Annotated in this window: 13 protein-coding genes; 6 read left to right on the top strand and 7 right to left on the bottom strand. The window is 33.5% G+C overall.

Annotation, left to right across the window (positions count from 1 at the left end):
- Positions 1-24: 24 nt before the first annotated feature.
- The 4 genes from fmt to P2W75_RS20770 form a co-directional block, all read right to left on the bottom strand.
- Positions 25-972: a methionyl-tRNA formyltransferase gene (gene fmt, locus P2W75_RS20785; protein WP_276381940.1), complete on the bottom strand. Its 948-nt coding sequence runs from the start codon at positions 970-972 to the stop codon at positions 25-27.
- On the bottom strand, positions 972-2,867 hold the full coding sequence (locus P2W75_RS20780; protein WP_276381939.1) for an ATP-dependent DNA helicase RecQ: 1,896 nt from the start codon (positions 2,865-2,867) through the stop codon (positions 972-974). The genes fmt and P2W75_RS20780 overlap by 1 nt, the downstream gene beginning before the upstream one ends.
- 65 nt (positions 2,868-2,932) lie before the next feature.
- Positions 2,933-3,466: an ATP-binding protein gene (locus P2W75_RS20775; protein WP_276381938.1), complete on the bottom strand. Its 534-nt coding sequence runs from the start codon at positions 3,464-3,466 to the stop codon at positions 2,933-2,935.
- A 375-nt stretch (positions 3,467-3,841) separates the two neighbouring features.
- Positions 3,842-4,759 carry a S9 family peptidase gene (locus P2W75_RS20770; protein ID WP_276381937.1) on the bottom strand — a complete coding sequence of 306 codons (918 nt, stop codon included), beginning with the start codon at positions 4,757-4,759 and terminating at the stop codon, positions 3,842-3,844.
- 235 nt (positions 4,760-4,994) lie between these two features.
- On the opposite strand from P2W75_RS20770, the gene P2W75_RS20765 reads away from it, so the two are divergent.
- The 4 genes from P2W75_RS20765 (at position 4,995) to P2W75_RS20750 (ending at position 8,383) form a co-directional block, all read left to right on the top strand.
- Positions 4,995-5,291, top strand: a complete 297-nt coding sequence (locus tag P2W75_RS20765) for a DUF493 family protein (protein ID WP_207294875.1) — start codon at positions 4,995-4,997, stop codon at positions 5,289-5,291.
- Between the two features lie 4 nt (positions 5,292-5,295).
- Positions 5,296-6,006 (top strand): DUF4290 domain-containing protein, encoded by a 711-nt coding sequence (locus tag P2W75_RS20760; RefSeq protein ID WP_207294876.1) that lies wholly within the window; start codon positions 5,296-5,298, stop codon positions 6,004-6,006.
- 89 nt (positions 6,007-6,095) lie between these two features.
- A complete protein-coding gene (gene murA / locus P2W75_RS20755; RefSeq protein WP_207294877.1) occupies positions 6,096-7,409 on the top strand; it encodes a UDP-N-acetylglucosamine 1-carboxyvinyltransferase in 1,314 nt (437 codons plus the stop codon).
- A gap of 95 nt (positions 7,410-7,504) precedes the next feature.
- Complete coding sequence (locus P2W75_RS20750) at positions 7,505-8,383, top strand: cation diffusion facilitator family transporter (RefSeq protein ID WP_207294878.1); 879 nt, start codon at positions 7,505-7,507, stop codon at positions 8,381-8,383.
- A 239-nt stretch (positions 8,384-8,622) separates the two neighbouring features.
- On the opposite strand, the gene P2W75_RS20745 is transcribed toward P2W75_RS20750, so the two are convergent.
- From P2W75_RS20745 to P2W75_RS20735, 3 genes are all read right to left on the bottom strand, one after another.
- The gene (locus tag P2W75_RS20745; protein ID WP_276381936.1) at positions 8,623-11,112 is read right to left on the bottom strand and encodes a DUF5686 and carboxypeptidase regulatory-like domain-containing protein; all 2,490 of its coding nucleotides are present in this window, start codon (positions 11,110-11,112) and stop codon (positions 8,623-8,625) included.
- A gap of 69 nt (positions 11,113-11,181) precedes the next feature.
- Positions 11,182-11,595 carry a type II 3-dehydroquinate dehydratase gene (aroQ, locus tag P2W75_RS20740; RefSeq protein WP_207294880.1) on the bottom strand — a complete coding sequence of 138 codons (414 nt, stop codon included), beginning with the start codon at positions 11,593-11,595 and terminating at the stop codon, positions 11,182-11,184.
- 128 nt (positions 11,596-11,723) lie between these two features.
- On the bottom strand, positions 11,724-12,284 hold the full coding sequence (locus tag P2W75_RS20735; RefSeq protein WP_207294881.1) for a porin family protein: 561 nt from the start codon (positions 12,282-12,284) through the stop codon (positions 11,724-11,726).
- Positions 12,285-12,561: 277 nt separating this feature from the next.
- On the opposite strand from P2W75_RS20735, the gene P2W75_RS20730 reads away from it, so the two are divergent.
- Together P2W75_RS20730 and P2W75_RS20725 are read left to right on the top strand one after the other, a co-directional pair.
- Positions 12,562-13,122, top strand: coding sequence for an outer membrane beta-barrel protein (locus tag P2W75_RS20730; RefSeq protein WP_276381935.1), 561 nt, complete (start codon positions 12,562-12,564; stop codon positions 13,120-13,122).
- A 198-nt stretch (positions 13,123-13,320) separates the two neighbouring features.
- Complete coding sequence (locus tag P2W75_RS20725; protein ID WP_276381934.1) at positions 13,321-13,896, top strand: porin family protein; 576 nt, start codon at positions 13,321-13,323, stop codon at positions 13,894-13,896.
- Positions 13,897-13,941 lie beyond the last annotated feature (45 nt).

Here is a 13,941-nt window from a genome sequence, read left to right as displayed (position 1 = left end):
GTACAAACCCCTGTTTTACTGAGCTTAATACAACTTTGCGTCATCAGAAAAAGTAATGCCATTTAATAATTCTGACACCTGCATTCTCTTCTTTCCTGGTAATTGTAGGATTAATAACTCGATAAACCCATCTTTTATTGCAATCTTAATCTCTTTTTTACTACTTATTAATTTTCCAATTTCGTAAGAATGCTGGTCAGATACCAGTTTGGCTTCGTATATTTTAATATTTAGTTCTTCATTTTTATCCTTTAAAAAACACCATGCGGCAGGATACGGACTTAAACCGCGGATTAAATTATTGATTTCGTTGCCAGATTTTGTCCAATCAATTTTGCAGTTTTCCTTGTTTAATTTGTAAGCTGTTTTAATGTCATCATGATCTTCTTGAATCGTAGTTTTGACATTTCCGTTTTCAATTACTTTTAAAGTGTCGATTACAGTTGTGCTTCCCAAATTCATTAATCGGTCGTGCAGTTGTCCTGCATTTTCCTGCGGTTCAATCGCAATTTCCGAATTTAAAATCATCGCACCCGTATCGATTTTATCATCGATAAAGAAAGTTGTAACTCCAGTTTTGGTCTCGCCGTTGATAATTGCCCAGTTAATTGGTGCTGCACCACGATAATCTGGAAGAAGTGAAGCGTGAAGGTTGAAAGTTCCCAGACTTGGCATTTCCCAAACTACTTTAGGGAGCATTCTAAAAGCAACTACAATTTGCAGGTTAGCATTCAGGGCTTTTAATTCGGCTAAAAAACTCTCATCTTTTAAATTGGTCGGCTGTAATAAAGGAATATTATTTGCCAGAGCGTATTCCTTTACGGCAGAATATTTTATTTTTTGTCCGCGTCCTGCAGGTTTATCTGCAGCAGTAATAACGCCCACAACTTCATAATTGTTTTTCAGAATGGTATCCAGAATGCCAACTGCAAACTCTGGAGTTCCCATGAATATAATTCGTAATTTTTCCATTAGGTTTTTAAAGTGTATTTATTATTGGATAAAATAACCACATGATTGTTTTCTAATAATTCCTGAAGAACCGAAAGAACATCTTTAGTATCTAATTTTATCTGATTTTGAATTTCGCGCGAAGTTAAGGCAGTTGCTTTTAATAAATGGAGGATTTTATCAGCAATCGAATCGGCTTCGGTGATTTTGCCTTTCTGAGTAATACAGTAGGAGCAGACGCCGCAGTTCGAATCGGCTTTTTCTCCAAAATAATCTAAAACCAATCTGTTTTTACATGTCTTGTCTTCTTTTATATAATAAAGAACAGACGAAAGCTGATCTCTTTTCAGTTTGTTCTGTTTTTCAAGATATTTAGAAACTCGGTTTATGGTCAAGTCATCTTCGCGGACTTCATTAAATAAAATAGTCGCGTCATTGTTCTTAGATTTGTATTCTATTATGTCTTTTTCTTTCAGCTTTTCTAAAACTGCTGTAACCTGAGCTTCTGTGTGATTTGATTTTTTTGCGATCAAAGGCAGATTAATAGCCGTTTTCATTTCGTGAATTCCCGGATATGTTCTTAAAATTGCCAGAATAATTTCTTCATCATTAGAATTCAAACTCATATATCGAATGACTTCTTTTGATTCTATTAAAAACTGCATCGTTACTTTTTCAGAAAATTCCTGAGACATTGTAATGATTCCCTGCTGATTCAGAAACTGAAGTGCATTATACGTTTTTAAAGTTGGAAAATCATATTTATTACAAAAATGATTCATTTTAAACGAGTACGATTCGTCTATGCCTTCGCCATAGGCAATCTGAAAATAATTGCAAAGTTTGACATACATAGTTTTTAGAAATTTTTTATCAGGAAGAACACTTAAAAATTGCTGTTCGGTTTGATTGGCGTCTGAATTATTAAAAAGCAAAATTGAAAAAGATTTTTCTCCATTTCGCCCCGCACGTCCAGATTCCTGATAATAATTTTCTAAGTTTTCAGGTAATTGAGTATGAATAACCGTTTTGACATTGTCTTTGTCAATTCCCATTCCAAATGCATTCGTAGCCACAATAACTTGTGCCTGTTCCGACATCCACAACTGCATGTTTTTGTCTTTTTCCTGAGCCGAAAGTCCGCCGTGATAATACGTTGCTCTAAAACCCAGCGACTGTAATTGGGTTGACATATTGAGGCAGGATTTTCTATTGCGGACATATATGATAGAAGGCTGTGGGTTTTTCTTCAAAATCTGCTCAACACGGTATAATTTATCTTCGACTTCAAAAACCATGTAAGCAATATTCTTTCTTTCAAAAGACTGCTGAAAAAGTTTGGTGTCTTTTAATCCGAGTTCTGTTTTAATGTCTTCAACGACTCTTGGAGTTGCTGTCGCAGTTAAAGCCAAAAATGGAATTTTAGGAAAGTATTTTTTTAAATCTGAAATTTTTAAATAAGCCGGTCTGAAATCGTGTCCCCATTGCGAAACGCAGTGCGCCTCATCAATAGCAATTAAATTGATAGGAAGATTTTTGATTCGTTCTAAAATCCAATCCGATTGCAGGCGTTCAGGTGAAAGGTAGAGGAATTTGTAATTCCCGAATTGGCAGTTGTCGAGAAGATCAATAATTTCTTCGGTATGAATTCCTCCAGTAAGAGCGATAGCTTTAATATCTCTTTTTTGCAGATTTGCTACCTGATCTTTCATCAGCGCAATTAAAGGTGAGATTACAAGGCAGATTCCTTCACGCATCATGGCTGGAACCTGAAAACAAATTGATTTTCCTCCGCCGGTTGGAAGTAGCGCAAAAGTGTCCTGACCTTCTAAAACCGAATCAATAATTTCCTTTTGCAATGGTCGGAAACTTTCGTGTTTCCAGTATTTTAAAAGAATCTCTTGTGCATCCTGCATGGCCAATGTATTAAAGTTAAAAATTTAGAAATCAGTTTCTAGTTTTGCAACTTTAAACCCGGCTGCTAAATTTTGTCTAAGATATAAAGAATTCTGTTTTCAACCGTGTCTTTTGGAACTTCAATTAAATCGTAACCGTATTTTTTATAAGTTTCGATTAGATATTTCTGAATTTCCAATGCCTGTTCGAAATTTTCATAACGCTCTTTGTCACTTTGATAAATTTCTTCCCAAGGCGGTAAAATAAAAGTTTTAGAATATTTGTAATCCTCACAAGCTTTTGTGAAATGCTCTGGATATTCATCACCAATATAATCCATATAAGCGACAACATCTGGGATTCCTCGATCAATAAAAACGACATTGTCAGTTTCTTCTTTGGCATTTTTAAACTGCTCAATACGACCTTCAAGCAACATTTCGCTAAATAATAAAGGCTGTTCCAAGAATAATTGTTCGATACCTCTTTTTTGAGCTTCGAGTGTAACTTCTCTAGAAATTTCTGGGTAGCAGCAATAGCCTCGAGCTACTAATTCGTTTATAAGTGTAGATTTTCCTGTACCAGGGCCGCCAAGGAGTACTATGATTTGTTTTTGCACTATTCTAAAAATAAAGCGCAAATTTACCTAAACTTATTTATAATTAAAAAGAATATTTATAAGAAACGAAAGACTTGATATTTTAGTTGGAAGTGCTATCTTCTTTTAAGTCCCTTTAGGGACGACATATTTATAGAAAATATATGTATAAAGCAAAAAAAGCTCCAGCGGAGCGACATATAAATTAACCAAAATATGTCGCTCCGCTGAAGCTTTTTAATGTTGTGAAATTAAATTTGCTATAAATATTCAATCTCTACGAGATATGATTGTAGTTCATTCAGAAGCAACTCGTTTACGAGTTGAATATTGGTAAAAAAATGACGATACTAAAATATTGTTCCGTAGGAACTATAGCATGATGATTCTAAATATTTATTCACAAAACAAATACTTTCCAGAATCCTTCCCTTTTTTATTAGAAGGAAAAATTAAATGCGATTGAAACTTTTTACCGTTTAAAACATCATTTACAAAATCCAGAACATATTGCTGTCCGTGATGGAAAAGATAGCCAGAGAATTCATGGCCACCTCCGCAGAAAGTAATCAGTTCGACATCTTTATGTAAATCATTCATTTGATTGTAAACGGCATACGAACCGAAAAGAATCAGCCAGCCCGAAGCATTTGTAGGGCACGAACGATGCGAGCCTGCGCTGTATGGAACAGTGTCATCATTATTTCCGTGCGCCAACAACATCGGAATTGCTTTTTCTTTTGTAATTAAATTAATGTCCTGAATCGCTCCTGAACCTCCAATAAAACCTTTGTATCTAAAATTTTCGGGTAGATTGCTTTTGTATAAATTCATCAATTTATAATCCCAGAAAGAAGCATGAAAGCCAATTTCGGCGCCAGCGCTGATTCCAGAAATGAATATTTTTGAAGTATCAAGATTGTATTTGTCAGCGTTCTCAATAAGATATCCGGTTGCCTGCCACATATCGCTTACGCCAATTTGAATTGCTTTTATTTTTTCGGTTAAAATTCCTTTACAGCCAAAATCTTTTCCTTTCATGTATAAACTGTATGAAATACTGGCAACGGCATATCCGTTTCTGGCCATGAACAAACCAAACTCTTTTTCGCTTGTGCGTTCTCCACCCGAAAATCCGCCTCCAAAAGCAAACATGATCAACGGAATTTTTTCACCAGCCTTTTTCTTCGGCAGATATAAATCTAAATCTAGTTTTAAAGTGTCGTTTTGGAAGTAAGTTAGGGTTTTGACTTCTTGCGCTTTTGCGGAATTTAATGAAATAATAACGAGAAGTAAAAAAAAGATTTTTTTCATTGTAATGAGGTTTTGATCGCGTCAAGGTTTTCAGCCATGAATTCACGCATTTTATTTTTTTGATTCGCCAAGTTAACTAAAATTCGTGAAATTGAAATTTTAGTCCAAAAAAATAGATGAAAATTCGTGAATTTGTGGCTAAAAAAAGACTCGTTTTTTAGAGTCAAAAAATCTAAAATCTAAAATCATAAATCTGAAATCAAAACCGTATATTTGCGTTTATTTTTAATTACGAATGGAGAACGATAACGAAAAAAATACAGCCGAATTTTACGAAAGATTAAAATTAGAGCTTGATAACGCAAACACCTGGCCAGCAGAATATTTGTATAAATTCATTGTGCCATCTGTTGCCGACAATGTAGAGAGAGTGGAAAAAGCTTTTGACAGAATGGGAGCGGTGATTAAAACAACAAAATCAAAAACCGGTAAATTTACAAGCGTTTCTGTAGATGTTACAATGCACAGCTCAGACGATGTGATTAGCAAATACAAAGAAGTTTCTACTATTGAAGGTATAGTTTCATTATAAACCTATGATCGAAAAATATAAAAGAGAAGCCGCAAGTGACGTTGTTTACAATTTAGAATACAATTCTGAAAGACAACGTTTGATAATTCCTGAATATGGTCGTCATTTACAAAAATTGATCGATCAGGCTACTGTAATTGAAGATGATGAAACGCGCAATAAAGCTGCAAAATACATCATTCAGGTCATGGGAAGCTTAAATCCGCATTTGCGTGACGTTCCAGATTTTCAACATAAATTATGGGATCAGCTTTTTATAATGTCTGATTTTAAATTGAATGTTGAATCTCCATATCCAATTCCGTCAAGAGATGTATTGCAGTTAAAACCAGAGACTTTACAATATCCGCAGAATTTTCCAAAATACAGATTTTATGGTAACAATATCAAATACATGATTGATGTTGCCAATAAATGGGAAGAAGGTGAAATGAAAAATGCATTGGTAATGGTCATTGCCAATCATATGAAAAAATCTTTCCTAAGCTGGAATAAAGACACCGTAAAAGATGATGTGATTTTTGAACACTTATACGAATTGTCTGGAGGAAAAATCAACTTGCTGCATAGTACAGAAGAGCTTTTAAATACGACAGATTTAATGCGTACTAACAAACGTGTGTCAAATAAAACAGCTTCTGGCGGACAAACAAAACCGCAGAATAATAAAAACAATAAAGGCGGCCAAAAAAAGAATTTTCAAAAAAAACAATAATCAAAAGTAAAAAGGAGCTAAGAAGCTAAGGAACTAAGATTTAGCTTAGAACCTTAGAATCTCAGGGCCTTAGAACCTAAAAACAATCTATGGGAATTTTTAAAATCGAAGGAGGGACACCTTTAAAAGGAGAAATTACTCCACAAGGAGCAAAAAATGAGGCGTTACAAATTTTATGTGCCGTGCTGCTGACAGGAGAGAAAGTAAAAATTAATAACATTCCTGATATTATAGACATCAATAAATTAATCACTTTATTGGGTAATTTAGGGGTTAAAATTCAACGTAATGAGCCGGGATCAATTACATTTCAGGCAGATGAAGTTAATGTTGGATATTTAGAAACCGAAGCTTTCAAAAAAGAAGGAGGAGCACTTCGCGGTTCTATTATGATTGTTGGACCGCTTTTGGCTCGTTTTGGAAAAGGGTATATCCCAAAACCAGGAGGAGATAAAATTGGACGTCGTAGATTAGATACTCACTTTGAAGGTTTTATAAACCTTGGAGCAAAATTTAGATATAACAGAGAAGATCACTTTTATGGAGTTGAAACTCCTGAGGAAGGTCTTCAAGGAACAGATATGCTTTTAGATGAAGCATCTGTAACTGGAACAGCAAACATTGTAATGGCGGCTGTTTTGGCTAAAGGAAGAACTACCGTTTACAACGCTGCCTGCGAACCATATTTACAACAATTGTGTAAAATGTTAAACTCTATGGGTGCTAAAATTACTGGAGTTGGTTCTAACTTATTGACAATTGAAGGTGTTGAAACTCTTGGAGGATGCGAGCACACGATTCTTCCAGATATGATCGAAATTGGTTCTTGGATTGGTCTTGCGGCTATGACAAAAAGCGAAATTACAATCAAAAATGTTAGCTGGGAGAATTTAGGTTTAATTCCGAACACTTTTAGAAAATTAGGTATTACAATCGAGAAACGTAATGATGATATTTACATTCCAGCTCACAAAGATGGATATGAAGTAAAAACAGATATCGATGGTTCTATCTTAACTATTGCCGATGCGCCTTGGCCAGGATTTACACCTGACTTATTAAGTATTGTTTTGGTTGTGGCAACGCAGGCAAAAGGAGATGTTTTAATTCACCAAAAAATGTTCGAAAGCCGTTTATTCTTCGTGGATAAATTAATCGATATGGGAGCAAAAATTATGTTATGTGATCCGCACAGAGCTGTTGTTATGGGGCATAATTTCGAATCTCAATTAAAAGCAACAACAATGTCTTCTCCTGATATTCGTGCGGGAATTTCATTATTAATTGCCGCGCTTTCTGCAAAGGGAACAAGTACAATCCAAAATATCGAGCAAATCGATCGTGGATACGAGCGTATCGATGAGCGCTTAAGAGCAATTGGCGCTAAAATCGTAAGAGCTTAATTGAAATAGCCACGAATTCACGAATTATTTTTAATAATTTTTTGAAAATATAAATTCGTGAATTCGTGGCGAAAAAAAAAATTAATGTCCGTTAAATGACAAACGAACAAAAAGCTATAAAAGCTACTATCTTTAGTATAGTTGGAAATACCTGCTTGGCCCTTGTAAAAGGTCTTGCAGGTTTTTTTGGCAATTCATATGCCTTGATTGCAGATGCAATTGAGTCAACTACAGATATATTTTCGTCATTTTTGGTTTTATTCGGAATTAAATATTCGAATAAACCGGCAGATGAAAATCATCCTTACGGTCACGGTCGTGCAGAACCGCTGATTACGTTTTTGGTTGTGGGATTTTTAATTACTTCGGCAACTATTATTGGTTACGAAAGTATTGCCAATATTGGAACTTCACATGAGTTGCCTAAATCTTGGACATTATATGTTTTAGGTGCTATTATTATCTGGAAAGAATATTCGTTCCGATTGGTAATGAAACGAAGCCGACAAACAAACAGTAGTTCTTTAGCTGCTGATGCCTGGCATCATCGCAGCGATGCTATAACTTCGGTAGCCGCATTTATCGGAATTACGGTTGCCTTGGTTATGGGAAAAGGCTATGAATCTGCAGATGATTGGGCTGCGCTTTTTGCAGCATTTTTCATTCTGTATAATAGTTATAAAATTTTCAGACCGGCGCTTGGTGAAATCATGGATGAAAATCTTAATGATGATTTAGTAGAAGAAATTCGTGTTGTTTCTTTGAAAGTTCCGGGAATTCTTGGAACTGAAAAGTGTTACATCCGAAAAGCCGGAATGCGTTATCATGTCGATCTTCATGCTATTGTTTCGGCAAAAATTTCTGTAAAAGAAGGACACGATCTTTCGCATAAACTTCAAGATAAATTAAAAGAAGAAATTCCGCAATTGGGTCATGTTTTGATTCATATTGAACCAGATGATTATCATTGTTAGAGGTTCAAAGGAACAAAGGGACAAAGGTTCTGAGGTGATAAGGAACAAAGGTTTTTTTTCTATTGAAAATCATATTTTTGTCAGGCTTAGCGAAGTCGAAGCACGCACAAAGAGAATCAAAAAAATATCCGCTTAAATCTGTAAAATCTTTGTGAAATCAGAGATAAAGATTTAAGCGGATATTTTTTTTATAAGGTACTAATAACTTTGAGCTTTTGTAGCTTTGTCACTTTGAACCTCTAATCTAATACATTTAAAATCTTCAATCCAAACACAACGCCATTTTGTTGTACGCCAGCTTGGTAAGAATGTACATAATCAACTCTGAAAAGTTTAAATTTTCCGAAACCTAAATTGTCTAAACCAACTGTAAATTCAGAATAAGGTTTTCTGTCTGGAATAGCCAAAGAATGAAATCCAATATTCATGGTCGATTTTAAAAGGTTCAAAAGCGGAATTTTATTCATGATATAACCCATGTCATTGTGCTCTAAATGCATTTCAAAATAACGATCATTTGTACTATTGGTATAATAAGGCATTAAATTAAAAACATTCAAATATCGGTCAGTTGTTCCAATATGAGTTTGGTTTCCATTGAAGTGTCTGTAATCTATAAACGAGATATTTTCAGCATTAAAGAATTTACCCGCTTTAAGATTCATTCCTAAAACACCTTTATTGTCTAATTTTAAGTCATATTGAACGGCAGCGCCGATTCTTTCAAATTCATATTTTTTTTCGCTGGCTGCAAATGCTTTTTCGAAAGCTAGAAAGATTGTCGGATATTTTTCATCTTTAAAATTATACCTTCCATCAGGTCTTGAAATGTATTTGTTTCCAAAATTAATTCGGGCATTTAAACCTGTTTTTATCAAATGATGCGGATCAAATGCAGGAGTATTGAAATCATTCGGCGCAAGCGGATTATTAGAAGAATAAATGTCGTCTCTTTTGAAGAAAGAATAATCAGTTGTATTAAAAAGCGGTTTTCGCTGTTCATAACCCAATTTTGCATTCAGATTAATTCCGTTTGCAATATCTTGCGTATAACTGATTTGAGTAAATTCAAGGTTGTACAATTTTATATAATTATCTTTAAAAAATAAAGAACTTATAGAATTGACAAATTTTGTAATAGGTTCTGCGCTATTGAATTGAGCTGTTTTTGTTCCGCCCGAAACATAAATCGTTGCGTAGTTGATATTGTTAAAGCGATGACTGAATTCGCCAATAACACGCAAACGCTCATCTGAAAAACCATAATTAAATGTGGTGCTTAAAGATGTTGTTTTTCCGTTTTCTTCATTCCATTTTTTAAAAGAAAAACCAGAATCCAAATTAAAACCCTGAACGGTATTAAAACTCAAAGAGGTCAGATTTAATAATCCGTCGTATTTAAAAGAGTATTTTTTAAAAGTGTTCTTGTAATCATAACCTCGAAGAATGTCCCAAACTTTAAATTTATTATTTTTAGCATCAATTGAATCTGTATATTTTTTAGATTTTCGAATGATCTGCAGACTATCTTTTTTAGTGTAATCTGTACTTTCTTCAAGTGTTAAAGGTATCGGACGGATTTCATTCCAGAAAGCATTGTCTTTTTTATTGGCATTTAAATCAAAAGCTACGATTTCGTTTCCAAATGTTTTTTTAGAAAATGAATCTGGAAATTCATAATTCGAATACACATAATTAAACTGTCCTGAAAATTTTACACCAAAACCTCCAGCATTAAAAGAAAGTGTTTGTGCATTTTTTGACCATATTTTGTTTTCGGCATTATAACTGAAGCTTTGTTTTAGGTTCATTACTTCAGTAAATTCATTTTTCACTCGATACCCTTTGATATCTACATCCAAGGCATAAATAGCAAAACTGTCATCGACTATATAAATATAACCTTCAACAACTGGTTCTTTGTCGCGTTTTGGAATAACTTTAATTTTATAAATCTGATGTTTATTATCATCATAAAAACTTCCTTCGAGTTTGTATTTGTAGTAATTAAAAGCATTACTCGCAATTGGAGAAATTAGATTTACATCAAATTCTAACGTGTTATCGTAAAAATCATAAGTTGATAATGCAGCTGTATTATAGCTGAAGCCATTATTGTTTCCTGATATTTTAGAAGCAATAATTGTTTCTTTTAGTTTATCGGGTTTCTGGAATGAAATTTTTGAAAGGGTTTCGGATAAATATAAAATTCCAGTTCCGGTAGAATCTAAATTGGAAGATAAATCAGGACCGAGATCGATTTTCTGGCCGAGGATTTTTTTAGGTAAATCTTTTACTTTCAAAATTCCTTTTGAATAGAAATCTGCTGTAAACCGCGATGTTTTCTCAGAATTTTCTTTTCTGTTGGCAATGGCACTTTTAATAATGGCATTTGCAGGATTATTTTTGGGATCAATAACAACTTCATTTAATGAAAAGCTTTCTTCCTGCATTTTTATATCCAAAGTCAAGTTTTTTGAATCTGGAGAAACTGTTATTTTTTGAGTTTTGAATCCAAGATATTGAAAAACGATTTTATTCTTTCCTATTTCTTTTACCTGTAATTGATACTGACCTTGTTCATTTGAAGTAGTTCCTCTATAAGTTCCTTCTTCAAAAACAGAAACAAATGGCAGTGGATTTCCTTTCTCATCAGTAATTGTGCCTTTGATTTGAGCAGAACTGAAAACTGAAAAAAGTAATAGGGCAGATAAAATAATGTTTTTCATGTAAGTGGTTTCTCTTACAAAAATAAAACAACTCGAAAATGAGCTTATTAATAATTTGTTAAATAACGCTTATAGGAAAGACTGAATTGCAAGTTCGTAGCTTTTTAATCCGAAACCTAAAATAACGCCTTTTGCATTTCCTGATAAATAAGATTGATGTCTGAAACTTTCGCGTGCGTATGTATTCGAAATATGCACTTCAATAACTGGAGTGGTTACGGCTTTTATAGCATCGCCCAAACCTATAGAAGTGTGTGTGTAAGCACCTGCATTTAAAATAATTCCGTCAAACGTAAAACCGCATTCCTGAACTTTTCCAATCAATTCGCCTTCGATATTACTTTGATAGTAAGAAAGTTCGATGTTTGGGAATTTCTCTTTTAAAATTTCAAAGTAATCTTCAAAAGTCTGGCTTCCATAAACTTCAGGTTCACGTTTTCCTAAAAGATTCAAATTTGGCCCGTTGATAATGCAGATTTTCATGAGTAATTAAGTTTTTAAATTAAGCTGATGTGAATGCATTTTACAATAATCATTTCACAATTAAGTGTAAAAATAAAAAAACCGCTCCAAATAAATAGAGCGGTTTTTGTAAAAGTATGTGATATATTTTAGAACATGTATCCAGCTGAAAGTTGGAATACAGAGTTTTTAAAATCAGCTTCTTTTGAAACTTCAGTCAAACCTATTCCGTAACGAGCTTGAACAAAAAGACCTCCCACAACTTTTAATCCTAGACCTGCATTAAGCGAGAAATCAAATGTTTTTGGATCTGCAGCATCAAATTCTTTTTTATTGCTTACAAGAAATGAGGCTTGTGGACCAAGTTCTAAGCTAAGAGATTTTGTCATGTAGATTTTTGCCATAACAGGAATTGCAATGTATCCTAATTCGTTTTTAAAATCCTGTACAGCACTTTTGTATTCTGCACCTTGTGTAGTGTACAAAAGCTCTGGCTGAATAGAGAATTTTTCTAATAACTTAAGTTCTGCGACTAAACCACCGTGGTAGCTAGTGATACCTTTTTTATCAACAGAGATTCCGTCGAAGCTGGAACCGCCTGTTTGGTTAGCAAAGTTAACCCCGGCTTTTACCCCGATTTGTACAAACTGTGCTTGGATTGTAGCTGTTGTTGCAATGAACAATACAGCTGCTAAAAGTATTTTTTTCATACAAAAATGTTTTTTAGTGTTTGGTATTAATTATTCTATGATTCAAAACTACATTTTTTAGAATTTATTGTTTTATATAAGACATAATAAAATTATTAAAATTCTCACTTTTTCATGTCTTACAGGGCTTCAGAAGCATGGTTGTTTGTTAAATATTTGAAAATCAACACTTTTATTGTAGTGCAATTCTGTCTTATTTTAATATTTTCTGCACTTATTGGGGCTGTTTTCTTGTAAGTATAAAACTACTTTTGGCATCGTAATTAAAAATAAAATCATGAAAAAAATTTTTTTAACTGCTATTGCAGTATTGGGTTTTGCATTTGCTAATGCACAAACAACTGGGTTTTCAAAAGGAGATGCATTTATTTCTGGTGCTTTAAATGTACATTCAACAAAAGAGGGAGATGCTAAAGCTAATGGTTTTATAATTGAACCAAGAGTAGGTTACTTTGTGTCTGAAAATATTGCAATTGGAGCAAAATTAGGTTTTGGAACCACAAAAATTGGTGAAGACAAAACCAATAATTTTACAGCTGGGGCATTTGGTAGATACTATTTCACTCCTGCATCTCAGTTCTCTGTGTATGGTCAGGCTGGTATTGATTTTACTACCTTGAAAGAAAAACCAAGCGATTTTAAATCAAACGAGTTTGGAGCGAATGTTGGTTTAGGTTTAAGCTATTTCTTATCAAACCATTTTGCAATCGAAGCTACTTGGCTTGGTTTAGGATATAGTGTTAACAACAATGGAGGTCATGGTGCTGATAAAACTAACAGTTTTAACTTTGGAACTGATTTAAGAGCCGTAACTTTTGGAGTTGTTTACAAATTCTAGGGTTAAAAAAAAATTTAGTTAATTAGAAAGGCTCTTTTCGTTTGAAAAGGGCTTTTTTATTTTCTTGTTCCATTCATTATCGAATCACATTACGCTTCTTATTACTACTTTTTTTGTTAAATAAAAATAATTTTTTATGAAGAATATTTTTATATTTGATTACTGAATATCAAAATTTAACCCAAAAAAAGAAATGACATGAAGAAAATTATTTTATTAGCAATTGCTATTTTGGCATTTGGTTTTGCAAACGCACAACAAACAAGATTTGGAGTAAAAGGTGGTCTTAACATCACAAGTTTTAGTGGAGATAATGATTCTGAAGCTTTGGTTGGTTTTCAACTAGGAGGTTTTGCCGAAATTAAAATTATAGAGAGATTGGCTATTCAACCTGAACTTTTGTTCTCTACACAAGGAGCAAAATTTAACAGAATTGGAAATAATAATGACATTGATCTTAAAATGAATTACATAAATATTCCAGTATTGGCAAAGTTTTATGTAACTAAAAAATTTACTGTTGAAGCAGGTCCACAGTTAGGATTTCTTGTTTCTGCAAAAAGTGACGGTACCGATGTTAAAGATGCTTACAAATCTGTAGATCTTGGTTTTAATTTTGGTGCTGGGTTTAATATTACTGATAATTTTTCTGTTGGTGCAAGATATACAGTAGGTTTGTCAAATGTTGGCGATTATGATGCAGATAATGTGGACCAATATTTAGATAGTCCAAAGAATAGCGTATTTGCAATCTATGCAGCTTATAAATTCTAATTTCAATATTTTTAAAATAATTTAAACCTTCCAAATTTGGAAGGT

Origin of the sequence: Flavobacterium sp. H4147 (assembly GCF_029360735.1) — a bacterium.
GTDB classification, from domain to species: Bacteria; Bacteroidota; Bacteroidia; order Flavobacteriales; family Flavobacteriaceae; genus Flavobacterium; species Flavobacterium endoglycinae.
The sequence above is the reverse complement of the archived record's forward strand: the minus strand, read 5'-3'. Positions and strand labels throughout refer to the sequence as shown.